The 23,828-nt window shown below is 56.8% G+C and carries 27 protein-coding genes; 2 read left to right on the plus strand and 25 right to left on the minus strand.

What is annotated here, in order from left to right; all coding sequences use genetic code 11:
- From trbK-alt to KHQ09_RS16285, 15 genes are all read right to left on the minus strand, one after another.
- Nucleotides 1–288: a putative entry exclusion protein TrbK-alt gene (gene trbK-alt / locus KHQ09_RS16215; protein ID WP_213599295.1), complete on the minus strand. Its 288-nt coding sequence runs from the start codon at nt 286–288 to the stop codon at nt 1–3.
- Between the two features lie 19 nt (nt 289–307).
- A complete protein-coding gene (trbJ, locus tag KHQ09_RS16220) occupies nt 308–1,093 on the minus strand; it encodes a P-type conjugative transfer protein TrbJ (protein WP_213599297.1) in 786 nt (261 codons plus the stop codon).
- The gene (gene trbE / locus KHQ09_RS16225; RefSeq protein ID WP_213599300.1) at nt 1,090–3,606 is read right to left on the minus strand and encodes a conjugal transfer protein TrbE; all 2,517 of its coding nucleotides are present in this window, start codon (nt 3,604–3,606) and stop codon (nt 1,090–1,092) included. Before trbE ends, trbJ begins: the two co-directional genes overlap by 4 nt.
- 13 nt (nt 3,607–3,619) lie before the next feature.
- Nucleotides 3,620–3,901, minus strand: a complete 282-nt coding sequence (locus KHQ09_RS16230; RefSeq protein WP_213600061.1) for a VirB3 family type IV secretion system protein — start codon at nt 3,899–3,901, stop codon at nt 3,620–3,622.
- The gene (locus KHQ09_RS16235) at nt 3,901–4,233 is read right to left on the minus strand and encodes a TrbC/VirB2 family type IV secretion system protein (RefSeq protein ID WP_213599302.1); all 333 of its coding nucleotides are present in this window, start codon (nt 4,231–4,233) and stop codon (nt 3,901–3,903) included. The genes KHQ09_RS16230 and KHQ09_RS16235 overlap by 1 nt, the downstream gene beginning before the upstream one ends.
- Nucleotides 4,230–5,213: a P-type conjugative transfer ATPase TrbB gene (trbB, locus tag KHQ09_RS16240; protein ID WP_213599304.1), complete on the minus strand. Its 984-nt coding sequence runs from the start codon at nt 5,211–5,213 to the stop codon at nt 4,230–4,232. The genes KHQ09_RS16235 and trbB overlap by 4 nt, the downstream gene beginning before the upstream one ends.
- 146 nt (nt 5,214–5,359) lie before the next feature.
- On the minus strand, nt 5,360–5,821 hold the full coding sequence (locus tag KHQ09_RS16245) for a ribbon-helix-helix domain-containing protein (RefSeq protein ID WP_213599306.1): 462 nt from the start codon (nt 5,819–5,821) through the stop codon (nt 5,360–5,362).
- 10 nt (nt 5,822–5,831) lie between these two features.
- A complete protein-coding gene (locus KHQ09_RS16250) occupies nt 5,832–7,817 on the minus strand; it encodes a conjugal transfer protein TraG (RefSeq protein WP_213599307.1) in 1,986 nt (661 codons plus the stop codon).
- A 144-nt stretch (nt 7,818–7,961) separates the two neighbouring features.
- A complete protein-coding gene (locus KHQ09_RS16255) occupies nt 7,962–8,933 on the minus strand; it encodes a LysR family transcriptional regulator (RefSeq protein ID WP_238481665.1) in 972 nt (323 codons plus the stop codon).
- A gap of 191 nt (nt 8,934–9,124) precedes the next feature.
- A complete protein-coding gene (locus tag KHQ09_RS16260; protein ID WP_213599309.1) occupies nt 9,125–9,604 on the minus strand; it encodes a DUF4189 domain-containing protein in 480 nt (159 codons plus the stop codon).
- 62 nt (nt 9,605–9,666) lie between these two features.
- A complete protein-coding gene (locus tag KHQ09_RS16265; protein WP_213599311.1) occupies nt 9,667–10,317 on the minus strand; it encodes a hypothetical protein in 651 nt (216 codons plus the stop codon).
- Between the two features lie 55 nt (nt 10,318–10,372).
- Nucleotides 10,373–10,966: an invasion associated locus B family protein gene (locus tag KHQ09_RS16270; protein ID WP_213599314.1), complete on the minus strand. Its 594-nt coding sequence runs from the start codon at nt 10,964–10,966 to the stop codon at nt 10,373–10,375.
- A 12-nt stretch (nt 10,967–10,978) separates the two neighbouring features.
- Entirely contained in the window at nt 10,979–13,465 is a 2,487-nt protein-coding gene (locus KHQ09_RS16275; protein WP_238481666.1) for a YadA-like family protein, read from the minus strand.
- Nucleotides 13,466–13,484: 19 nt separating this feature from the next.
- Nucleotides 13,485–13,859 carry a hypothetical protein gene (locus tag KHQ09_RS16280; RefSeq protein ID WP_213599318.1) on the minus strand — a complete coding sequence of 125 codons (375 nt, stop codon included), beginning with the start codon at nt 13,857–13,859 and terminating at the stop codon, nt 13,485–13,487.
- Between the two features lie 259 nt (nt 13,860–14,118).
- Nucleotides 14,119–14,883 (minus strand): EAL domain-containing protein, encoded by a 765-nt coding sequence (locus KHQ09_RS16285; protein WP_213599320.1) that lies wholly within the window; start codon nt 14,881–14,883, stop codon nt 14,119–14,121.
- 446 nt (nt 14,884–15,329) lie between these two features.
- Between KHQ09_RS16285 and KHQ09_RS16290 the strand changes: the two genes are divergently transcribed.
- Nucleotides 15,330–15,860 carry a recombinase family protein gene (locus tag KHQ09_RS16290; protein WP_238481667.1) on the plus strand — a complete coding sequence of 177 codons (531 nt, stop codon included), beginning with the start codon at nt 15,330–15,332 and terminating at the stop codon, nt 15,858–15,860.
- Between the two features lie 127 nt (nt 15,861–15,987).
- On the opposite strand, the gene KHQ09_RS18545 is transcribed toward KHQ09_RS16290, so the two are convergent.
- The 8 genes from KHQ09_RS18545 to KHQ09_RS16330 all read right to left on the minus strand — a co-directional run bounded on the left by KHQ09_RS18545 (nt 15,988) and on the right by KHQ09_RS16330 (nt 22,198).
- Complete coding sequence (locus KHQ09_RS18545) at nt 15,988–18,060, minus strand: relaxase/mobilization nuclease domain-containing protein (protein WP_213599324.1); 2,073 nt, start codon at nt 18,058–18,060, stop codon at nt 15,988–15,990.
- Nucleotides 18,061–18,373: 313 nt separating this feature from the next.
- Nucleotides 18,374–19,084 (minus strand): lytic transglycosylase domain-containing protein, encoded by a 711-nt coding sequence (locus KHQ09_RS16300; RefSeq protein ID WP_213599326.1) that lies wholly within the window; start codon nt 19,082–19,084, stop codon nt 18,374–18,376.
- A gap of 4 nt (nt 19,085–19,088) precedes the next feature.
- Nucleotides 19,089–19,424 (minus strand): DUF736 domain-containing protein, encoded by a 336-nt coding sequence (locus tag KHQ09_RS16305; RefSeq protein WP_213599328.1) that lies wholly within the window; start codon nt 19,422–19,424, stop codon nt 19,089–19,091.
- A 35-nt stretch (nt 19,425–19,459) separates the two neighbouring features.
- Nucleotides 19,460–20,005 (minus strand): S26 family signal peptidase, encoded by a 546-nt coding sequence (locus KHQ09_RS16310; RefSeq protein WP_213599330.1) that lies wholly within the window; start codon nt 20,003–20,005, stop codon nt 19,460–19,462.
- A complete protein-coding gene (locus KHQ09_RS16315) occupies nt 20,002–20,520 on the minus strand; it encodes a DUF2840 domain-containing protein (protein ID WP_213599332.1) in 519 nt (172 codons plus the stop codon). Before KHQ09_RS16315 ends, KHQ09_RS16310 begins: the two co-directional genes overlap by 4 nt.
- Entirely contained in the window at nt 20,517–20,837 is a 321-nt protein-coding gene (locus tag KHQ09_RS18455) for a nucleotide-binding protein (protein WP_238481668.1), read from the minus strand. The genes KHQ09_RS16315 and KHQ09_RS18455 overlap by 4 nt, the downstream gene beginning before the upstream one ends.
- The gene (locus KHQ09_RS16325; protein WP_213599334.1) at nt 20,834–21,925 is read right to left on the minus strand and encodes a replication initiator protein A; all 1,092 of its coding nucleotides are present in this window, start codon (nt 21,923–21,925) and stop codon (nt 20,834–20,836) included. The genes KHQ09_RS18455 and KHQ09_RS16325 overlap by 4 nt, the downstream gene beginning before the upstream one ends.
- Entirely contained in the window at nt 21,926–22,198 is a 273-nt protein-coding gene (locus KHQ09_RS16330; RefSeq protein ID WP_213599336.1) for a helix-turn-helix transcriptional regulator, read from the minus strand.
- 467 nt (nt 22,199–22,665) lie between these two features.
- On the opposite strand from KHQ09_RS16330, the gene KHQ09_RS16335 reads away from it, so the two are divergent.
- Nucleotides 22,666–22,956 carry a DNA -binding domain-containing protein gene (locus KHQ09_RS16335; RefSeq protein WP_213599338.1) on the plus strand — a complete coding sequence of 97 codons (291 nt, stop codon included), beginning with the start codon at nt 22,666–22,668 and terminating at the stop codon, nt 22,954–22,956.
- Between the two features lie 7 nt (nt 22,957–22,963).
- Here the strand turns inward: KHQ09_RS16335 and KHQ09_RS16340 are convergent, their stop codons facing one another.
- Entirely contained in the window at nt 22,964–23,542 is a 579-nt protein-coding gene (locus KHQ09_RS16340; protein ID WP_338019240.1) for a DUF2285 domain-containing protein, read from the minus strand.
- Between the two features lies 1 nt (nt 23,543).
- Nucleotides 23,544–23,759: a transcriptional regulator domain-containing protein gene (locus KHQ09_RS18460; protein WP_238481669.1), complete on the minus strand. Its 216-nt coding sequence runs from the start codon at nt 23,757–23,759 to the stop codon at nt 23,544–23,546.
- Nucleotides 23,760–23,828: the final 69 nt, after the last annotated feature.

Genomic DNA, 23,828 nt, shown 5'->3' on the forward strand with positions numbered 1-23,828 from the left:
TCACCGCCCTTCGCTGGATTGTGGTGCTGAGGGTGCAGGTTCGCGGCCAAGAAAGCGGTCGCGGGATTCTGCCCAGGTGGCGAGACAATCGGGATTGCTTACGGCCATCTGTCCAAGCTGCTGGCAGCGACGCAGGCTTTCGCGCATCGGATCTGGCGGCGGCTGAAGCGCCCGCGCCGGCCTGACTTGCGCCGGTTCCTCCTTGCGGGTCACCTCAATAGCCGTGGCGGTAATGGCGATGGCAACGAATATGATCGCGCTCAGTCGGGCCAGCATCTTGCCGTCCATGGGACGCCCCTCCCTCTTGTTATTTGTTGCCGTTGTTGAACATCTGCGCATTGCCGGGCTGATAGCCCGTGCCTGGCGTCAGGAAGCGCAGGCGTTGGACGCGTCCCTGCTCTGCGGCGGTGGCCCGCTCGGCTTCACCAAGCGCCTCCGCCCTGCCATTTGCGGACATCACCGCAATCAGATCTGACAACTGCTGCGACTGGAGGGCGAGAAGCTGGTTGCCCGCCTGCGTCGCCTGTAGCGCGCCGGCAGCATTCTGGCTCTGGCCGACGAGCGCGGACATCTCGGTGCGATTGCTGTCGACATTGCCAACGACACCTGCCTGCACGCGCATGGCGTCCTGCAAACCGCCGACCGTGTTCTGCCAGCGTGACCGGGCGTCAGTGACGAGTTGCTGGTCGGTGGCGGAGAGCGAGACATTACCGTACTGGCTCTGAAACATCTGGTCGATGTTCTGCACGTCGAAAGCGATGTTTTGCGCCTGTGCCAGAAGTTGCTGCGTGCGCTGGACGGATTGCTGAATCTGCTGGAGTGAAGAATGCGGCAGGCTCGCAAGGTTCTGAGCCTGATTGATGAGCATCTGCGCTTCGTTCTGGAGCGAGGTGATCTGGTTGTTGATCTGCTCCAGCGTGCGTGCGGCGGTGAGCACGTTCTGGGCAAAATTCGACGGGTCATAGACGATGCGGCCAAAGCCGAATTGCGCATGGACTGGCTTCGCCAGCATGGGTGAGAGAGCGACGGGAACGGCGAGCGCTAACGCAAGGGCCGAGGCGTTCGTCAAGCGGAACATGGGAATACGGATCATGGCAGGGTCTCCTCTTCTTGGGGGCGATCAGGTGCGACCGGCATGGCGGCTTCCGTCCGCTCAGTCAGCTTGGCGAGATTGGTGAGATTGGGTATAAGGTCGGCTGCCCAATCGACACCGCGATGGCGCAGCCACTGGTCAAGAAATCTATCGCGACCGTGCTCAGTGAGGATGCGCTCGATATCGGTCTGAACGGATTTTGAGGATGCGGCGCAGAGCGCGAGCCCGACTTGCGCCAGACCGAGATCGAACAGGCGATTGCCCCGCCGCGACTGGCAGTAATAGTCCCGCTTGGGGGTCGCCCGCGCGAGGATTTCGATCTGACGGTCATTGAGCCCGAAGCGGCGATAGATCGCAGTGATCTGCGGCTCGATCGCGCGCTCGTTCGGCAAAAGCAGCCGTGTTGGGCAGCTTTCGATGATCGCGGGGGCAATGGCCGAATTGTCGATGTCGGAGAGCGACTGCGTGGCGAAGATGACGGAAGCGTTCTTCTTGCGCAGGGTTTTGAGCCATTCGCGGAGCTGACCGGCGAACCCTTCATCGTCCAGCGCCAACCAGCCCTCGTCGATGATCAGCAGCGTCGGGCGACCGTCGAGACGGTCGCCGATGCGATGAAACAGATAAGCGAGCACGGCTGGGGCAGCGCCCGTGCCGACCAATCCCTCGATCTCGAACACCTGTACGTCGGAACCGCCCAGATGCTCAGCTTCTGCGTCGAGTAACCGGCCATAGGGGCCGCCGACGCAATAGGGTCGCAGCGCCTGTTTGAGGTCGTTGGACTGCAAAAGCACGGCAAGGCCAGTGATGGTGCGCTCCTCGACTGGAGCGGTGCTCAGCGATGTCAGCGCCGTCCAGAGATATTCCTTCACAACCGGCGTTACCGGCACGTCCTCGCGCATCAGGATCGCCACGATCCAGTCGGCGGCCCAGGCACGTTCGTGAGCTTCGTGAATGCGGGCGAGCGGCTGGAGCGAAACGGAACTATCCGAACCTTCTGTCAATCCGCCGCCGAGATCATGCCAGTCGCCACCCATGGCGAGTGCTGCGGCCCGGATACTACCCCCGAAATCGAAGGCGAAGACCTGAGCGTCCGCATAACGGCGAAACTGCAAGGCCATCAGCGCCAGCAACACGGACTTGCCAGCGCCTGTAGGGCCGACGACGAGCGTGTGGCCGACATCACCGACATGAAGGGAAAACCGGAACGGGGTCGAGCCTTCGGTCTTGCCGAAGAGCAGTGGGGGCGCGCTGAAATGCCCATCACTACTCGGCCCTCCCCGTTCCGGCCCCGCCCACACGGCACTCAGAGGGATCATGTGGGCAAGGTTAAGCGTCGAAATCGGTGGCTGCCGGACATTGGCATAGACATGTCCGGGAAGCGATCCGAGCCAGGCATCGACGGCATTGACGGTTTCCGACATGGCGGTGAAGTCGTGACCCTGAATGACCTTTTCCACCAGCCGCAATTTCTCTTGCGCCATGCGGGGATCGGCGTCCCAGACCGTGACGGTCGCGGTGACATAGGCCATGCCCGCCACGTCCGCGCCGAGTTCCTGCAAGGCCATATCGGCATCAAGCGCCTTGTTGGCGGCATCGGTATCCACAAGCGCGGATTGCTCATTGGTCATCACCTCTTTCAGGATTGCGGCAATGGACTTGCGCTTGGCGAACCATTGGCGGCGAATGCGGGTCAGCAACCGCGTGGCCTCCAGTTTGTCGAGCAGAATCGCACGCGTGCTCCACCGATAGGGAAAGGCCAGCTGGTTCATTTCATCGAGCAGACCGGGTGTCGTAGCGGTGGGGAAACCCGTAATGGTCAATATCCGCAGATGCTGATCGCCCAAGCGCGGCTCCAACCCGCCGGTCAGCGGCTGGTCAGCCAACAGCGCGTCGAGATACATCGGCACTTCGGGCACGCGCACGCGATGCCGGTTGGTCGAGATCGTGGAATGGAGGTAGGTCAGCGTGCCAGCGTCATCGAGCCAGCGGCATTCCGGCATGAAGCCGTCGAGTAACGCCAGCACGCGGTCGGTACGATCCATGAAGCCACGCAGGATTTCGTGCGGGTTTACACCGGATTGCTCGCGGCCCTCATAGAGCCAGGTTTCTGCGTGGGCCGCTTCTTCGGCCGGCGGTAGATAGAGGAAAGTCAGGAAATAGCCGGAGACGAAATGCGCGTCCGCTTCCTCGAACCCGGCTTTGCGCTCGGCGTCGAGCAGTGCAGATGCTGCATCGGGAAATTTGCTGTCGGGATAGGTCGCGGCTTCAGAACGCTGCGCCTCGACAAAGATGCTCCACCCGGAGCCGAGACGGCGGAATGCGTTGTTGATGCGGCCAGCGACCGCGACCAGTTCGGCGGCGACGGCGGAATCCAGATCCGGCCCACGAAACTTCGCGGTGCGCTGGAATGAGCCGTCCTTGTTCAGCACGATGCCCTGGCCAACCAAAGCGGCCCAGGGCAGATAATCCGCCAATCTGGCGTTGCGATTGCGATACTCAGTGAGGTTGATCATCGGTGTGCCTCCCTCAGACCGTGAGATGACTGGGGATGCGCAGATGTCGGCGACCGACTTCTACGAAGAGCGGATCGCGTTTTGCCGCCCATACAGCGGCGAAGTGGCCGATGACCCAGATGGCGAGGCCGACAAGCCAGAGGCGCAATCCAAGGCCAACAGCCCCAGCCAGCGTTCCGTTCATGATGGCGATGGCGCGCGGAGCACCGCCCAGCAGGATATGTTCGGTCAGTGCCCGGTGAACCGGCACTGTAAATCCCGGCACCGTATCGAGTTGTTCGAGGACCGCCGCCATCAAACGAGCGCCCCGCCGCCGAACGAGAAGAACGACAGGAAGAAGCTCGACGCCGCGAAGGCGATGCTGAGACCAAAGACGATCTGGATCAGTTTGCGGGCGCCGCCCGAACTGTCGCCAAAGGCGAGCGTCAGGCCGGTCACAATAATGATGATGACCGCAATGATCTTGGCGACTGGCCCCTCGATCGACTGGAGGATGGATTGCAACGGTGCTTCCCAAGGCATGGATGAACCCGAGGCATGGGCGGCAGGCGCAAAGATCATGGTAATGGAAACAGCGGCGGCTGCGGTTGCCATGGTGCGACAACCGCGCGAAAGGGTGCGGATCATGAAGGGTCTCCAGTAGTGGCTTGAGTTGAGAGATTGACGCGATAGTCGCCGTCGGGACTGAGCCCTTCGATACGGGCGAGTTCGCTCAAACGGCGTGCGGAGCCGCGTCCGGTAAGAACAGCAACGACATTGATGGTCTCTGCGATCAGCGCGCGCGGGACCGTGACGACGGCTTCCTGAATGAGCTGTTCCAGGCGACGCAGCGCTCCGAGCGCGGTGCCGGCGTGGATTGTACCGATGCCGCCCGGATGGCCGGTACCCCAGGCTTTGAGCAGATCGAGCGCTTCTGCGCCGCGCACCTCGCCAATGGGAATGCGGTCGGGGCGAAGACGCAGCGAAGATCGCACCAGATCGGAAAGTGTTGCGACGCCATCCTTGGTGCGCATGGCGACGAGGTTGGGTGCTGCGCATTGCAGTTCGCGCGTATCTTCGATGATGACGACGCGATCCTGCGTTTTCGCCACCTCGGCGAGCAGTGCATTGGTCAGCGTCGTCTTACCGGTCGAGGTGCCCCCGGCAATCAGGATGTTGGCGCGGGATGTAACGGCGTCGCGCAACGTTGCAGCCTGATCGGCCGACATGATCCCGACCGCCACATAGTCGTCGAGCGTGAATACCGCGACGGCGGGTTTGCGGATGGCAAAGGCCGGTGCTGCAACAACGGGCGGCAGCAGGCCTTCAAAACGCTCGCCGGTCTCCGGCAATTCTGCTGAGACACGAGGGCTTCGCGCATGAACTTCTGCGCCAACATGATGTGCGACAAGACGCACAATACGTTCGCTTGTCGCGGCGCTCATCGTCTCGCCTGTATCGGCCAGACCTTCGGAAAGCCGGTCGATCCACAAGCGCCCATCCGGGTTCAGCATCACTTCAATGATGGCTGGGTCTTCCAGATACCGCGTGATGGAAGGGCCGAGCGCCGTGCGTAACATACGCGCGCCACGTGCAACAGCTTCTGGTTTTTGGTGAGAGTTGGTCATGTTGCCCCGTTTTTTCTCGGGGCGCACGACAGTCAGTCCCCGCAATAGGGTCGATTAAAGGAGCCCGAAATCAGGTTGATTCAACAAGTATTTACGTGTGTGCGGCCATCAGCGGCGACCGGCGGCAAATAGGATGGGTTGAATATTCAGCCGAGATTGTCGCCGCTCTTTGAAATGCTGCTATCGGTCTCATCCAGTCGCGAATCGATATCTCGCGACATCTCTTTCAGGAACCTGTCACCCGTCGCCAGCCGGCGACCGAGTGACTGCATGAATCTCTCGAAGCGCTCTGCGCCTTTCGCGCGGGCGGATGTCTGCGCCGATTCCGACAATGGAGGTGTGACGGTCAGCCAGAAGCGGATGAAGAGAGAAAGAGCTTCACCGAGCACGGCGAGATCTTCGTCGAGCATGTCGATCTGACGGCCAAGCTTGTCCACGCGGCGCGACATGGCCGCTTCCAGCCGTTCCGACGTGTCGCCGGACAGGAAAGATGCGACCGCCGCCTCAATGATGGCGGATTTGGACACCTTGCGTCGCAACGACAGTGCCTCGACCTGTTTAAGTAATCCGGGGTCGAAATAGACGTTCATGCGGGTCTTGGTGGTCATGGGCGTGTCCTCAAAGTTCAATACCGTCGGCCGGGTCCATCGATGCCTGCCGTGCGATCATTCGTGTCCGCTGGCGCATGGTGCGGGCCTTTGCAGCATTGACGTCCGGCTCGTCGTCGAGCAGATCGAACTCCTGTGCTGGCGGCGGCGGGGTTACGACGATTTCTTCATGCTCAGGCAATTCCGGTTCGCAGCGGATACCGGCATTGGAGGGATCGCCTTCAGCGGCGTTGCCTACGGCGGCAGCTGTACTATCCTTCGTAGGGATGATGCGGCTAGACCAATCGTCGGATACTGCCTCGATCGTTGGAGAGGATGGCAACTCGGGCGGCGGCAGGATGCGTTCCTGCAACCGTCCATCCTCGAAATAGCGCGCCTTCTTTGCCCGGATCGGTGGCGTACCCGCCACCATGACGATCTCGTCGGCGGGCGGGAGTTGCATGATCTCGCCGGGTGTCATCAATGGTCGCGCCGTTTCCTGTCGCGACACCATAAGATGGCCGAGCCACGGCGCGAGACGATGGCCGGCATAGTTGGTGGAATCGCGTAATTCTGTTGCCGTGCCGAGGGAGTCCGACACACGCTTGGCAGTGCGCTCATCATTGGTGGCGAAGGCGACGCGGACATGGCAATTGTCGAGGATCGAGTTGTTCGGCCCATAGGCTCGCTCAATCTGGTTGAGGCTCTGCGCGATCAGAAAAGATTTGAGACCATAGCCGGCCATGAAGGCAAGCGCGGATTCAAAGAAATCAAGTCGGCCGAGCGCAGGAAATTCGTCGAGCATCATCAGCAGACGATGACGACTGCCGGATGTGGTCAGGTCCTCGGTCAGCCTGCGCCCGATCTGGTTGAGGATCAGCCGGATCAGCGGCTTGGTGCGATTGATGTCGGACGGTGGCACGACAAGGTAGAGGCTGACTGGCTTCTTGCTTCCGACAAGATCCGCGATGCGCCAATCACAACGCGCCGTCACCCGTGCCACGACCGGATCGCGGTATAGGCCGAGAAAAGACATTGCGGTCGAGAGCACGCCCGAGCGTTCGTTTTCGGATTTGTTCAGCAGTTCGCGCGCAGACGATGCAATAACCGGATGGACGCTGCCATCGCCCAGATGTGGCGTCTCCATCATCGCTCGCAACGTGGCTTCCACCGGGCGGCGCGGATCGGACAGAAAGTTGGCGACGCCGGCCAGTGTCTTTTCCTTCTCCGCATAGAGGACGTGCAGAATCGCGCCGACCAGAAGCGAATGGCTGGTTTTTTCCCAATGGTTGCGCTTGTCGAGCGAGCCTTCGGGATCGACCAAAATATCCGCGATATTCTGTACATCGCGGACTTCCCATTCGCCCTGCCGCACCTCCAGAAGCGGGTTGTAGGCGGATGACTTCGCATTGGTCGGATCGAACAGCAGGACACAGCCATACTTCGCTCGGAAACCCGCCGTCAGCGTCCAGTTCTCGCCTTTGATGTCGTGGACGATGCAGCTTCCTGGCCAGGTCAGCAGTGTCGGGACGACAAGGCCCACACCCTTTCCGCTTCGCGTCGGGGCAAAGCACAGCACATGTTCAGGGCCGTCATGACGCAAATAGTCACGATCGTAGCGGCCGAGCACCACCCCATCAGGACCAAGCAAACCTGCGGCATGGACTTCCTTGTCTTCGGCCCAGCGTGCTGAGCCATAGGTGGCGACATTGCCGGTCTCGCGCGCCCGGACAATCGACATCATAATCGCGGCCGCGATGGCAAGGAAACCACCAGATGCGGCGATAATGCCGCCCTCGACAAATATTGCCGGCGCATAAGCATCGAAAGAAAACCACCACCAGAAGAAAGCCGGCGGATAATAGACGGGCCAACCTGCCAGCTCGAACCATGGCCCGCCAAGCTGCGGCTGGAAGCCGAGGCGAAAGGCGACCCACTGCGTCGTCGCCCAAGTCATGATGAAAACAATGGTCAGGACGATGATGATCTGACCCCAGAGTATTCGGCCTCCACGCATAACGGCTCCTGTCGGCAAAAAAGATGGAGCCAATCAGAGAATAGAATGTGAAATAAGATGCAACAGTCGTGAGAATACCATAGTGCTATCGGATACAGATGGCGGTGAATAGGACGGATATAAACCGTAATTCCGGTCATTAGCTCACGCAGGCGGACAAATGAATTCTCCAGAACGCCGTAGCTCATCCGCTAGATCCAACATGTTTTGCACCGTAGGAGTAACATTACCGACGGGCCATACAGCCGAAAAAGATACAGGATCGGGCTCATCCGCGATTGGCAGAAAAACTACCCCATGAGTTGGAGTAAGACTAGACGCTGCGCCCAATAATGTAATGCCAAAACCCTGTCCCACCATTGAAAGCAGCGAACCACGCTCTACGGCAGCATGTAAAATCGAAGGTCCAGGTCTACGTCCCAGACGCATAAAAATATGATCAAGAACTTGCGGTCCTGTACCACTATTGCGGACCAGAAAAACCTCTTCTGAGATATCGGCCCAGGTAATGCATTCTCGTTCCGCAAGAGAATGATCGTCAGGAAGCGCAACAACAAGTGGCTCAATCCATATCAGACGGCTATGGTAATCGGAAAGGATCGGTGTTCCGACCATGAAAGCAATGTCTAGCTGACTGGTATGCAACTGTATAAGCGCATCACGTACCGTGTTTTCAGTGATTTCCAGATTAACTTCAGGATAAGAATGTCGATACGCGCCAATTAGTTCAGCAAGAAAGCTATGCTGCACCAAACCATGGACGCCCATACGTAGGCAGCCATGTTCGCCTTGTGCAGCAAGACCAGCGGTTTTCACGGCATCATCGAGCACATCAAGACAGGTTGTAATACGATCAACAAAATGACGTCCGGCATCGGTAAGACAGACGCCGTAGGCATGTCGCTCGAATATAAGAATACCAAGTTCTGCCTCAAGCGTCTTAACCCGTGTACTAATGCTTGACTGGCTAGTATTGAGTGCTCTGGCCGCGCGGTTAAAACTGCGATACTCAGCGACAGCAATAGTTTGGAGTAAGGCCACCATCGGAATGCGGCCGCGCAACAAAGCAGAGAAGACAGATCCTTGTGAGTCCTGCTTTAGCTTTCGTCTGCGCATACCGCCTCCGTTTATTGATCATTCACCAAACAGTTCCAGTTATGTGAACCACTGCCTATCTGAGGTGGCAGCGTCACAAACGCAGCTCATAGCTTTGAGACACTGCCGGAGCGGCTTTATTTGAAGAACAGTAAATACAGTCAAGGCCTTATAAGGTGATTACATCGAATTTGTCAGCTGCGACCATACGATCACGTGCAGGCCCATTCTTTAATTTTGCAAGAAGCACCTTTACTTTCGCATTGCTGAATGGCTTCAACTTCTGCGTCTTTACGGGTTTCAGCTGACGCTGCACCCCAGAGAGAAAATGGGGCATTTTTTTCTGCTCCCAATGCTAGTGCTGCGCAATGCTTGTAAGGAAATCCAGAATTGTCATCGTCATTCCAATGGCGGTGATTGCGGAAAGTGGTAACAACAGAACAGTCTGTACCTTTGTTATTTTCGCAATGCTTTTGCGCGATGCTGTCGGCTTCATTACGCTTGTCAGCCCCCCAGAAAAAACCGTATTTTCCATCAGATTCTGAATAGGCGATTGCGCCCCAAATACCTCTCTCGTCTAGAGATACTGAAGGTGGCACAGGAACATCCTGATACGCCTGAATGATATCAGCAGCAAAAGCAGCTGTTGTTGTTCCCAGCGCTATTAAAAGCGGAAGAAGGATACGTTTCATGATGATAACTCCTCAAATAGATGAATACCGGCCTGTTAGGCATTTTTGACAGGCAAGCGTGATTAACGAGTGGAAGCGTCGGAGGCTCGAACTATAGAAATCGCAACGCAAGTACTGCTCGTCGGCAACAACATTAACTCACCGCCATTATTGCTTAATTGATGTACGGTCACGCCATTAAGCGGCTCTGAAAGATTTGCACCTTCCGGTAAAGTTGCTTCCACCTCTGCACATGTTTTTTCAAAGGGAACAATACGCACCATTGTGCCCTCACAGGCCGAGCCGTTGGGGGCGGCAAAGACAATCCCAGCTGCAGATCCCGTATAAGCTTGCGTAGAAAACGTCATGCCAACATTAGACTGAACACTGTTCTGGTCAGGCTTTTTATTATGAAAACGGGTCTGCGCCTTATAATCAGTTCCATCGGTGAGCAAACTTCCTAGAAGCGGAAACACAGTACCGCAGGCTGACAATTTTGCTTCTTCGGCTTGTCTTAGAAACACTGAATCCGGTAAAGTTGGCTTGGGCTTAGCCTCAGCAAACAAGTTCATAGTCAGGTTTTCTGTCACGAAGAGCGTGCCACCGCCGATAATGGCACCCGCCAAAAGCAATAATGCTGCGACACTCATGGTCTTGCGGCGTTTACACTTACTCTGCTTGCCAGTGGTTGTAGTTTTAAATTCTACCTCTAACGGAGATTTTGTCTGGTTCATGATGCGATCATGTAATGATCGAGGATGTGTCTCGGATTGCGACATACCGCACTCCCTAATTAATCGCGGACAGGGCGTCAGACAGCCCTTTTAAAGTCGCTGGAATGGTCATAGTGCGGTTGTCCGTCGTCTCATAAGAAATACCGACGCCACTCTGTTTATTGATATGTTCACGAAACACCGGTCCAACAGGGGTTTTTGCAACACATATCTGGCTGTTACAGCCCTCAATTTTGATATTCACGGGCTGTTTGCGTCCCGGTAATTTGACCTGAACAGATCCTTTGGGTTGTGCATCAGCCCCTATCCTGAGGATCATAAACGGCTTACCGTCATGAGACGCAGCCAGTGACCAGCTGAACACTACCTCACCAGCTTCATTCACAATTGACTGCCCAATATTACAGACACGCTGCTTTGCCTTGAAGTTTTCATCGCAGATTGTCGTCCAGTTATCGAACGGTTGAATAATTCGGCGATACTGGCCGGACGGCACACCGTCCGGCACAGCAACATCGGGTTCTTTAATACGAAAGGTCAGCCCTTGACCTTCCGACTTTTCCTGCCCGAAGGCCGAGCCACCGGGCAGGAAAATGCAAGCCATAACGGCTAATAATGGTAAATAAGAATAGCGTGTTACGACTTGCATGCTGCACCTAGATTAATTGAAGGTGTAGCTTAGGCCGGCACCTACGCCCCAATGACCACCTGAAGTTGTGGCGGACAAGTTGGAGCGAATACGACCATCTTCACTGGTGTACCCCATACCAAGGGCAAGAGCGCCCTCACTACGCCAGAACCCACCACCAACAGCAGCACTTAGCTTACCTGGACGATCGTCAAAACGTAGAGATGCAGCGGCAAGCCCAACAGCTGCTGCCTGGCGGGCTTCCTTGCGAACATCACCGATTTCACTGCTCAACTGGTTGAACTTATTGTCGGTATAATTGTTCGCTTCAGTAAACTTCTGATCAGTATAGCTATTCGCTTCCGTAAATTTCTGGTCAGTATAGTTTTTACCTTCTGTCTTAACCTGATAGAGCTGACCACCGTTAACGGCTTCCGTCGAGCCACTCTCAACCTTGCCATCAGCAACATTAGAAATCAGAACAGGTGCATTCGGATCACCACCTTCAAGCGCAACTTCGTTCGACTTGCTACCGTCTGGGTTTTTCTTGTACTTGACTGCGCTATCGTCCAGATCGGCGATCTTTTCATTTGTTTCGTGAAGCTGAGAACCATTGACCGCATCGGTCGAGTCCTTGCTTACTTCGCCGTCCTGAAGATTAGTGATCTTGGTACCATCCTTGCCTTCCAGCGTAATAGATTCCTTATTCACGGTTCCGTCAGTATTTCTGTCATATTTGACAGCGCCTTCAACACCATCCTGAATGTTGGTGATGTCACCTTGAATGTTAGTGATATCCCCCTTAATGTCGACGATGTCGCCCTCAACATCAGTTACACGATCGCCGAGCTTCTCGACGGCCTGGTTTGTAGCATGAAGTTGAGAACCATTGACTGCATCAGTACTGGTTTCTGAAACTTCGCCAGCTGCGACGTTTGTAATAGTCCGCTCACTGTCCTTATCACCAACGCTGACAGTGCCCTTCGGATTGGTACCGGCAAAGTCATAATCATCGCCATTTATCGTCGTTCCCGATGTACCCTTAGCTTCGCTGGTCACTGATCCTGAGCCCAGAGCAACGCTATCAGCATGATCTGCCTTGGCACCTGCACCCATAGCAACACTACGGTCGCCATTAGCTACGGCTTCAGGTCCGACAGCAACACTATCCGTACCATTGGCTGCGCTATCCGCTTTCGTCGAGTTCGCATGGAAATACTTGATGCCGCCACCATTGGTAATATTGGTCAGCGAATTATTGATGGTTGTCAGACTATCATCGACTTCCTCAAAAGCTTGCTTGATGGTTGTCGCATTGCTGCCCTGAATGACATATGTCGGGCCGGTAATAGAACCGTCTGGATTAACAGTTCCCCCACCGAGGTGATTAACGATCGACTGTGACACACCAAATAGCTGTGTGCCGTTGATGGCATCTGTCGAGTCATTGTTGACAGCGCCCTGAGCTAGATTGGTGATCTTCGTACCACCGGTAGCACCACCATCGGTTGAAATTGCACCCTCAAGCGCGATGTTATCTTTGTTTACACTACCGTCAGGATTACGGTCGTATTTAACTGCACCGTCATTGAGATCGGCAAGGGCCAGATTAGTAGCATGAAGCTGAGAGCCATTAACACCGTCAGTTGACGTTGCTGAAACTCGGCCCGCAGCTACGTTAGTAATGGTGCGCTCAAAACCGACATTACCAATGCTGAGCGTGCTCGTTGGTCCCGATCCAGCAAAGTCGTAATTGGTTCCATTGATAGTCACACCGCTTGTGCCAATTGCTGTTGCTGTAACAGCGCCTGATCCCAGAGCAATATCACCAGCATTGTTCGCCCGAGAGCCGGAACCCAGCGCAATCGCATCCGCTACACCAGCAGCTGTCCGCGCATTTCGCCCCATGGCAATGGTCGAATCTCCAAGAGCGGCACTAATATCACCGATTGCAACGCTATTGCGGCCCTCAGAACGGTTACTTGTCCCTATAGCCAGGCCGGCCTCTTTGGTAACTACGTTATTCTGCCCCAGTGCTGTGCCCCTATATCCAGACACATTGTTTTGCATCCCAATTGCGGTCAGGCGATTACCAGACGTCGTATTCCACGCACCGGAAACAACGTTTCTGTCGCCATCAACCTTGTTACCCGCACCTTGGACGACCGTGTCAAAAGAGCGAGCAGTAATGGTATTGTCATGTCCGGTCACTATGGAGCCGGTTCCATTGACTTCGTTATTAGCACCAAAAACATAACTATCGTGTGTAGTGACCACATTGCTGCCGATGTTAAGATTACCACTCCCGTCTAATGGCAATTGTTGTGCCATTGCTGGTGCAAAGCTCATTGCAGCTGCGAGCGACGCACCAACAACACCAAGAGAACCAAGACCAAGACGCTTACGACTTGGCCCCATAGCCATGGATGACATACGCAGCACGGCCATCAGACGGCGACGCAGTGAACGTGTATCGGACGCTCCTGCAATCCAGTTATTTACAAAATTTGGTTTCGACATTCTGTCCTCCAAAAACCAGTTAAAGATTAGGTTGAAATGTTTCTGCATCGCGTCGGCCGAGAGATTCTACGGTCCTAATCACGCGCAGCAGGATGGGATGATCGGCATCAGGAATCCTGCGAATTGCAGCCTCTGCAGCCATAGGTGAGATGATGTCGTCTGCTACATAGCGCAGAACCGCGATCTGATCGGACGGCGCCAAGACGGGTTGATGCGTGGCGACGAAGCCATAGATGTAATGAAGGAAGGTGAGGTCGACCTCTTCGCGCGTCAGCTTGTTCACGAAACGCTCCCGCAAGGCCTTTTCTGTGACGCACGCCCTGTTCAACAGATGCGTAAATGCATCTTCGCCAAACATGGTCTTAATCCCCTCATCCCCAGACTTCACACTCATGCGGCGCCTCCCAAGCCAGAGACACCCGCGACACAAGGTAACTTGCAACGAAGAACGGAGAAACGCAGGGCTAGCTTAGGTGTTGGGTCGCCTTGCGCCTTCCTGCTGCCTTGCTGCCGGATGCCGGGCAACAGATTGCAAAGCTTTTGCGACCAACCCAAAAAGAAAGGGCAAGCCAGACGCAAACCTTCTATCGAGGTCCAGTTTGTCCCGTACATGATCTGTTTTGATGAATATTGGAAACTACCAAGAACTCGCCTCATGTTGTATCCCCGGCTGAGAACGGCACAGGCCTTGATAGGTGCCAACCCTGCACATGGGTCGCGCCAGCTTGTTCCGCACATAACAAATCAAGCTCTGTTTCAATGCCTTCAACAATCACAACAGGCGCAAAGGACGCAGAAAACTGAACAAAATGGTTCAGGCTTCCAAGCCAGCCGCCATGCTTGCGCGCAGCCCACACGAAACCGGCATCCAACTTGATAATGTCCGGGTTGAGCGAATAAAGCTGAACAGGCGGCAGATAGCCCGCCCCAAAATCATCAATCGCGATCCGGCAACCAAGGTTCTGTGCATCATCCAGATGGGTGTTCAACATGCTCAAAATACCGAGCGGACGTGTCTCAATAATTTCAAATACCAGCCGGTCAGCCAAATGCTTTCGCTCCTCGACCTGATCGAGGATGCACTGCCATTCCTTCTCCTTGGAAATCGTGTCTGCCGAAATATTACAGCCAAGTACTGCATGAGGATCAGCCTCAAGCTGGTTCAGAACCAGCTGGACCATGCAGCGGTCAAGCAGTGGAGTTTCGCCTAGGATTTCCAGTGCAGGAACGAATTCACTGGCTTCGTAAATTTCGCCTCGGGGTCCGCTTATACGGGCAAGACATTCGCTATAGAGAATCGTATCGCGATTAAGCACATCATGTATGCCCTGAACGTGAAAACCGATACGCTCCGTAGCGATAGCCGCAGACACCGCAGCGACAAATTTGCGGTCAAAAATATCAAATCCGGTGAACATTTAGGCCCCCGAAGATTTAAAATCAGGAGGCAGACAATGCACTGGAGTAATGATAACTGAGTGATCAACCCACTGATTTAGAACAATATTTTTATAATTAGAAAAAACTTGTTCAACCAGTGCGCGAGTGATCAAAAACCATCCTTTTTGACTATCTCAGCGTATGGGGTCATTTCGTGTCGGAATTTGCCGGATTGCCGGTCATTTCGCAAGATCAAGTAGGGGGATTTAATGGTGCGGCGTAAAGGATAGTTTATGTCAATATCATTCCGCTACTACTGGTTGCCTCTTTGTGATCCATTTTCAATAGTAGCGATTTCTAATTTATTTTTTCGTTTACGAAAGTCTCATCACAAACACAGGGGCACAGTAGAGAAAACAGCAGGAGAAGCACAGCAATGAGAATAGGTTACGCTCGGGTATCAACCGACGGACAGCGCCTAGACATGCAAATGGAAGCGCTTCATAACGCCAATTGCGATCATATTTTTACGGATGAAGGCATCTCTGGAACCATCTTCGCCCGGGAAGGATTAGACAAGGTTGTGGCATCACTGCAACAGGGGGACACACTAATTGTATGGCGGCTAGACAGAATCGGTAGAACATTGATCGGGCTTGTCGAATTCCTGACCGAACTAGGTCACCGCGGAGTGGAGTTATGCTCTTTAACCGAGAACATCGATACAAGTTCATCCGGCGGAAGACTGGTTTTCCACATGATGGCGGCGCTGGCTGAATTTGAGCGTTCCCTCATCAGTGAAAGAACATGTGCAGGCCTACAAACCGCGCGTAACAACGGCAAACAACTTGGCCGTCCGCCACGTTTAACTGTCATTGAGGCACGGAAAATAAGACATGCCGTCCTGATAGAACAAGAAAAGATAAGTAAGCTGGCTCATAAATATGACGTTTCATATCGTACCATCATGCGCATCGTCGCTAAAGAACCGGAAGACGAATCCACAGCACCATAAATGTGTCCATCAGGATCGGTCACGCCATACTTCTTTTCTTCATGTTCGTGGTTCTTTATTTTATCATCATGAGCACCTCAAACAACGTTTTCAAGAAGTTAGTAAAGTGCATTTTTTGCCCGTAAACTTAGAGACACATTCCTCTCTGTCTTCCAAGCTGCCACGAGACCGATCCACCTTGCACAATGCCCATGACCTCACGACCAAGCTGGCCGTCGATGGCAGGTCGCCACGGAACGAGGGTAAACTCATGACTCTTCTCCACGACGGCGAACTTGCCGCTCGATAGCTGTACGGTGCCGGTGAACTTCCCTGCCACAGTTTCACCGTCCTTGGCCGCCCGGCACGGTAGCGCTTTCGTCACCGCTATCTCGCCCCCGACTCGGGCCACCTCGCGCTCGCGCAAGGTAGCGAGCAGGTTGCGCCTATAGAGGATGCGTCCGTTTGGCTGCCGCATGGCATCGCCCTGTGCGATATGATGCTCAAGCCGCTGGTCCATAGCCTCTCGCACCTGCTGGCCGAACCCTGCAGGGGTAAGATCCGAAGCGTCCGACGTAACCAGTCGCTTGTCCAGCCAGGTCGCACCATCGGCACCGATTTGTTTTTCCAAATCGTAGTTCGAGACGAGACGGATGCTGGCCTGCCGATTGCGCCCCGCGTCATAGGCGGCAGCGCGGCTCTCGAAGTCCTCGGGGATGCGCCACTGGTCGGCGTCGATCCGCTCAGCGATCCCGGCGCGGCGCAGCGCCTCCAGTCGCCGGACATGAGCATCGACATAGCCTTCGTAATCCCCACCACGCACACGTCCCTCGAACTTCGCTTGTGCGAGATGGCGGCTCGGTCGATAAATACCGTTCTCCGATATCGCAGCGATGGTACGATCAGAAGGACGTTTTGCTGTATCGACGGGGCCTACTTCCACGATACTGCCGATCCGGGCATCTTCGACGCAGGCCGGATCAATGCCGGGAAGATGATGTGTTCGCCCGTCGATGCCGTCCACCACGAGCGTCAGGTTCTCGCCCATCTCATCAGTGAGATATTTGTCCACGACGCGGCCGGTGATGGGTGCTGCGGGTGCGCCGTCGTGAAGCTGGAATGTCATCGGATCACGTTCCTGCCCATCGGCCTTCAGCGCATTGTGCATGTTGCGGATGATGTCCCCGCGTTCACCGAGTTCACGCAGCGCCGGTTCCATCTTCGCGCCAAGCTCCCAGACGCCCGGCGCGTGTTCGGTGGCAAGCCCCATCTTTTCCAGTTTGGCGAGACGGCGCAGACGAATTGTGCGGTTAAACTGGCGGCGCGGATCTTCGGGTTCATGGCGCAGGTCGATGAACCGTTCGTCGGCCTCCTCGGTCATGGCGCGGTCAATGCGCGTGAAGCGGTCCTGATCGACTTCGGCAGAGAGCTTGCGGCTCTGCTCGATCTCGGTCACGGGGCCGAGTTCCAGCGTGGTCAGTTCGCTTGCCCGCTCACGAATACCATTGGCGAGATAGTCGCCATTGATGACCAGGTTCTCGCCCAGATCGTCCTTGCCCCGAACGATGACATGGACATGGGGATGGCCGGTATTGTGGTGATTGACCGCCACCCAATCGAGCTTCGTGCCAAGATCGACCTCGATGCGACTCATCAGATCGCGGGTGTGCTCGGTGAGATCGGAAAGATCGACGGCATCTTCGGGCGAAACGATAAAGCGGAACTGGTGGCGATCATCCTTGCCGCGATCAAGGAAGACATCTCCATCAGCGCGATCCTCCGTAGCGGAATAGAGCTGGCCGTGCTCACCATCACGCGATGTCCCGTCTCGCTGGATATAGCGCAGATGGGCAGCTCCTTTGCCATTCTTTCCCGCGCTCTGGACATAACGGGTTTTCACGACAACGCGGCGCACTCCGGCCGCACTGTGACGCCAACCGCCCGACAGGTTTCGGTCGCAGACAAAGGCTGCGCCACGGCCACGCTTGACGCCCGGCCCCTTGCTCGCCCACGATGCTTTCCCGCTCTTTCCGGCCGAACCAAATGAAGACGACGAGGAAGTCCGTGATGCGAATGATGATGATCGACCGGGACCGGTGCTATGCTGACGCGCCAGCTTCTTCGCCTGCGTCAGAAAGCTCTTCGCCTTGCCCGCCTTCGGCACGTCCGACCTGATGCGGCCAGGCTTCGGGCGAAAGCGGTTCTCGTCGTCGGCGCTCATGAGCGCATCCCATACCGTGTAGGCACGCAAACGACATATATTCGGCTATAGTGCCGGTCAAAACCCAGCGAAGCCAAGGCTTTGCGCCAAATCGCGGCACGCGAGGCCCAAAAGCAGGGTGCCGTGCGCCGCGCCTCAAAACAGTGTGCAGACAAGGGCTTGCCCAGAAACCGGCCCGACGTGGTGCCGGTTTCCTTTATCTTGCCCTCCGCCTTTCTTTCCCTTTTTGCCCTTCCTGCCGGGAATGCAGACAGGCGACCCCTTGCCTGACTGAACACCGGAAGCGGACCGAAAGCGCGTGGAGACGCCATGCTCATGGCGCATCTCCATTGCTCGCACGGGCCACGAACAGGCCGCCGTCGCGCGGCTCCTGATCGACGGAATCGTGCAGAGGAACGGTTGCGCGGACGTCGCCCGATGGCTGATTGGCCGCCGCCGAATTGCTGCCGGATTGCGCAACAAAGAGCGGAGCTTCGCGCCAATCCGGCGGTGACGGCGGCACAATCGTCGGCACATCAGGCGCAGCCATATGCCCGAGAACAGGTGCGAGCGTGGCGACATAGGCGCGTGTTTCTGCGGGCAAAGTTCGACCTGTCGCCAGATGCTCGTCATAGCGACCGGGACCGGCATTGTAGGCGGCAAGCATGGCCGCGACATTGCCATAGCGGTCCCACATCTCCCGCAGATACGCCGTACCTGCGAGGATGTTGTCGCGCGGATCGTAAGGATCGCGTCCGAGGCCATGGCGGCTGCGCAGGCCCGCCCAGGTATCGGGCATGACCTGCATCAGTCCCATTGCACCCGCCGATGAGATGGCGCGCACATCGCCCGCGCTTTCCACACGCAGCACGGCCCGAATCCAGTGCTCTGGAATGCTGAAACGCTGTGACGCCTCGGCAATGAAAGCAGCATGGGGATGCGCTGTAACAGGCGCGGGTTGCGGCGTGACCTGCGCAATGGCTGGCGTCAATCCGCTGCCAGCCGACAGAAGGGCCGTGAAGAGAAGAAGGGCGCGAGATCGCATGATTTCAGTCCCGATCTTCGCGGGGCCGCGGGCGGCTCCAGTGCAGCGACCATGACGAGCCTGCATCGTCGTCACGGAACAGATTGGCGCGGATCGGCTGCGGCAAGGCGTGATCGTCGAGCAGTACGGAGAGATATTCACCAGCCTTTTCGCCGGTGCGTTTCCATGCTGCACCGACCTCCGGCCCGTCATGCTCAATGTAATGGACGCGATAGTCCAGTGCATTCTCCGTATCGGAATGTTCAGCGGGCACGATGACGAGATCGCGCTTCATGGTGAGCGTGACGAGCTGACCGGCGAAGCCGGATGCGTCACGCGCAAATTGACCGATCTGTGGCATGGTATGTCTCCTGTGTTGGTGGATTTGGCGTGGGTTCAATGCGTGGCCGCCCGCCATTCGTAGCGGCCATCGCCTTCCTCATTGATCCAGAGCGGGAGCGCCCGGCCGATGACGGAACGGGCTGGAACAGGTCCGAAGTAACGACCATCGAGGCTGTCCTGAACATCCCAATTCATGAGGAAGAGTTCACCGTCGCCGATGATGCGGCAGCCCTGCCAGACCGGCAGATCGCGGCCCATGCTGTCGCGCTCCAGCGCGTCCCCCATCTCGACATTATCGACGGTAATGGTCGCACCGTTACGGCAGACGCGCTGTCCCGGCAGGCCGAGGACACGCTTCAGCAGCGGCACGCCGCGTCCGATATAGCCACGCTGGACCATGAACCTCTCCAGCGGCTCAGACGGCATGAAGGCGACCAGTTCGGGAACTTCGAGCGCATCGGCAGGAGCAACTGTGTAGAAGCCGATGGGGGCGCTGGCAGTCGCATTCCAGATCAGCCGGGTTGGCAGATCGGCAACCGCCGTGGCGACAAGCGTGCCAACGGCCAGCATGGGCGCCGCGAGGATATGACGGCGGCTCATGGCGCAATCCTCCGGCGGCTGACCCATGCGGCATGGCGCTCCGGGGTGTAGGGATTGGGCTCCTGACCGGCGCTCAAACGGTTGTGGACGTGCCGCCAATAGTCCGGCGCAACATCCGCCGGATCGACGCCAAGCGCGTCCACGGCATCAATTAGGACCAGCACCCGCTGGACTTGTCGCCAGCCGTCGATACGCAGCAGGATCTCGCCGCCAGGACGAACGAAGGGCACGGTCTGGTACGGTTCGCCGCGACCAACGGCGCGCAGGATGTCGAGCCGCGAGACAATGGTGCCGTAATCGTTGGAGGCCCAGCGGACGAAGGCGAAGATGCTTTCTGGCGCAAAACCGATCAGACTGCGGCGACGGTCGATGATCTGCTCAAAGCTATTGCGGCCGAAGCGTATCCAGCGCTCGACCTTCTTCTTCTGGAAGGTCAGTTCGACCAATGTGGTGAACGGAGCTGGCGCGTCCGCACACGGATGTTCATGCGCAGCGCGCCCGGTTTTGCCGGTCATGGCTGATCTCCTTCGATGGGTGGAAATTCGCGGACCAGCAGCTCACGCAGCATAACGGCGACGGTGACACCGCGCCAGAAAGCGGCAACCTTGATGCGTCCGCGCAGCTCGAGCGTGATGTCTATGGTCAGACGGGCGGTGAACAGCCTCCGCAGTCCTTCATGGTTGCGCCGCTCCGACCAGTCGGGTGCGGAGCCTTGTGGATTGGCATCGATCAGGATGACTCGCTTGCCTGCCGCAGCCCAGGCTTCGGCAAGATGCAGCGCCAGCGTGGTCTTGCCCCCGCCGCCTTTCTGATTGAGGAGCGCGCCGATCATGGCGTACCCCGCCCAGGTCGGCGGGAAGTGGCACTGGCACCGTGCCTTTCATGCGCGCGCGTCAAAGAAGAAAAGTTAGATTCTATGTTAGATTCTAAGTTAACATTCGGATTCTGCTTTTTGTTCCAGAGGCTTAGCTGGGGTTCGTGCGCCTGATGTGCCGATAGTGCTGCGCCTGATGTACCGATACCCTTTGCGCCTGATGTACCGACGGCATCCACATGGTTATCCACAGGCACTGTGGATAGATTTTCGGGACGGATTTGCAGCAGTTCTCGACGATCTTCGCGCAGGATCTTGAGCCTGTAGCCGGGCAACGGCTGGCGAGCAGCAATGCGGCGCAGATCCAGCGCAAAGTCCGATGGCCGGGCCATGCTGCCGGATTTCTGGTGGAGGTGCGCAACCTCGAACAGCCAGCCATGCGGCTGATGTCCGGCATGTTTGCGGGCGACACGGTAGAGCCAGCGCTCGATACCGCCTGTCAGCCGGAAATAGTCCGGGTCGATGGTCAGGACCAGCGAACGGTCGAGGACGCTGTTGTAGAACCACTCGGGCAGGACAAACTCCATGCCCTCGACGCGACCGTCGCGGGTGGTCATCTCTTCCCATTCGTTGATCCAGGAGAACTGGCGGCGGCGCCAATGCTTGCCGTTACGGATCGTCGTGGTGACGACTGTGGATTGCAGCCGGGCAAATGCTGCCTTCAGCAGCATATATTGCCGGTTTCCTGTGTCGCGCCCGATGGCGCGCAGCAGATGATAGGGCGTGAAGCGGAAGAAGCGGGATGTCTTGATGCCGTTGTTTTCGGCGGCGACGATCTGGCTTGCAGCCCAGATCAGCACATCAGCATCCCAGATCGTCGCCATTCCATGTTCGGGCATCCCGAACACCTGCACCTCGACATCGGCAGTCTTGTAGAGGATGGGCTTCGTGCGCGGCGTCTTCGCCAGCGAGAAGAAAGGCCGTTCCATCAGATCGCGCTGGTCGCGCGGACTGGCATCGCCGGTTGCGACCACGAAGGGATCAAGGTGGCTGCGCTCGCTACCGCCTTCTCTCCGCAAGGCGTCAGAGTGATCGACGCGCCGCATTCAGAGCTTGCTCCGCTCTTCAGGCGTCAAGGGGCGCGCCGGAAAGACCGTGCCGGCGCCCTCGTCACTGGTGGATTTGCGCGTGCCTATGTCAGCCCAGGACTGAAGATCTTCGACCGTGTAGAGAACCCGGCCACCGATTTTGCGATAGGTCGGGCCGGTCCCGTAGGTCCGGTGCTTTTCCAATGTGCGAAGAGAAATGCCGAGGAAACGGGCAGCTTCCTGAGTGCGCAGCATGCGCGGTGGCATTTCCGTGTTGCGGCGCTCAATCATGAGATCACCTCCGGTTCGTCAGGTTGATGCGGCTGCCGGAGACGGCGGCGCGCTATGGCGAACCATGGGGAGAGATCGGCGGCTTGTAGCGTGCCGCATTTGCGCCTATGCGCAGACGGCACCCCTAAAAGAGGCTGTGTCAGCGCGAAAAGACCTGAGATTTCAGCAACTCAGAAAGAGGTATGCGGAATTTCTCAAGACATCGGCGTGTAATTCGTTTAAGAATGTCGTTGGAGCAGACGCACTGCTCCGGGGCTTAGTAACCCCTGTTGGCGGTTGGTGTCGGCCGTGACGATGCCACACTCCTTGACCCTATGGTCGGGGAGCCCTTGGCGTATGTCCAGGGCTTCTCGCCTAAAGGCCATGGGGCCGTCCAACACGGTTACTAACTCCCCGATCACCAGGAGTCAGAGAGTTTTATTGCGGGGGCGAACCGCAGAAACTCTTCTGAAAGAAGGGGAATAACCGTGAAAACACCCGTAGAGCTTGATCCCGCTGTGGATGATCTGGCTCCGTCAGGCCATATCATCACCGCCTATGACGAGCAGCACTTTGTGACCTATCTGCGTATTCTGGACGCCAAGTCCGAGGAAGCCGACTGGAAGGAAGTGGCGCGAATTGTTCTGCACCGCGATCCGGCATCAGATGAGATGCGAACCCGGCGATGCTGGCAGAGCCATCTGGAACGCGCTCAATGGCTATCGCGGGAAGGTTACAAGCAGATACTGGAACAGGCTGCGACAAACAGGAATCGTTGAGATTGCCTCATTTGCCTTTTGATCGTGCAATCGGCTTGACCGGATAATGCAAAAGCAGCCGATAGCCGCCGCGCATCATCCTGATGCCGTGGGCAACAAGACGACGTGCCTTATTCTTGCGCGGATCAGTCTCGAAATCCTCCTTATTGCCACGGAAGCCAAGTAGGACTTCGGCTACGGCGCGATAGCTTTCGCCATGCAGCCGTGCGTCCAGTGCCCGCAGCGACAGAAGGTGCCATTGCCGAAGCTGCGCTGGCATGGCGCGAATATCCGGTCCCGGAGAGCGGCCTGTCAGACATCTCCAGAGGCGGCGGGCCGCCTGGGCACGTAATTCCATGAATTCGTCCATAGGCAGGATTGCAGCATAGAAAGCTGCAGCATCGATCGCGCCCTGCGGCAGCCAGAATTGGTGCTCCATCCCACCGATACGCCAAATTGCATGCGAGCCATCCGGCGCGCAGCGCAGATCGAGGTCCTCCAAACCGGCGAGAGCGATAAGCCTTTCAGTCGCAAGGCATACATTCTCGACAGGTGACAGGATAATAGCCTGAGGATTAGAGTAAGGCGACCAGAAAGGCGGGTTCAAGTCAGGCCGCGCGTTTGGGTCGTGCGGGAAATCGCACACCCCAGCGGCAAGCAAAGGCGTCCACCTCAGAAACACTCGGCTCTGCCTTCTGTGCAAGGCACGTGACGTCGTCGCGGTAATCTTCATTGCGGCGAAGATATTCCCAAGCGAAACCAGCAGCTGAAAGATCTTTGACGTGTTTATATGCCGCCGGAATACGCCAATCTATGCTTTGCATGGCGCGTCCTCCCATAATCAGACAACGCGAGACATCGCCCGATCCGGATAGGCTGCCGCAACTTCAGCG

Origin of the sequence: Pseudochrobactrum algeriensis (assembly GCF_018436245.1) — a bacterium.
Lineage (GTDB): Bacteria > Pseudomonadota > Alphaproteobacteria > Rhizobiales > Rhizobiaceae > Pseudochrobactrum > Pseudochrobactrum saccharolyticum.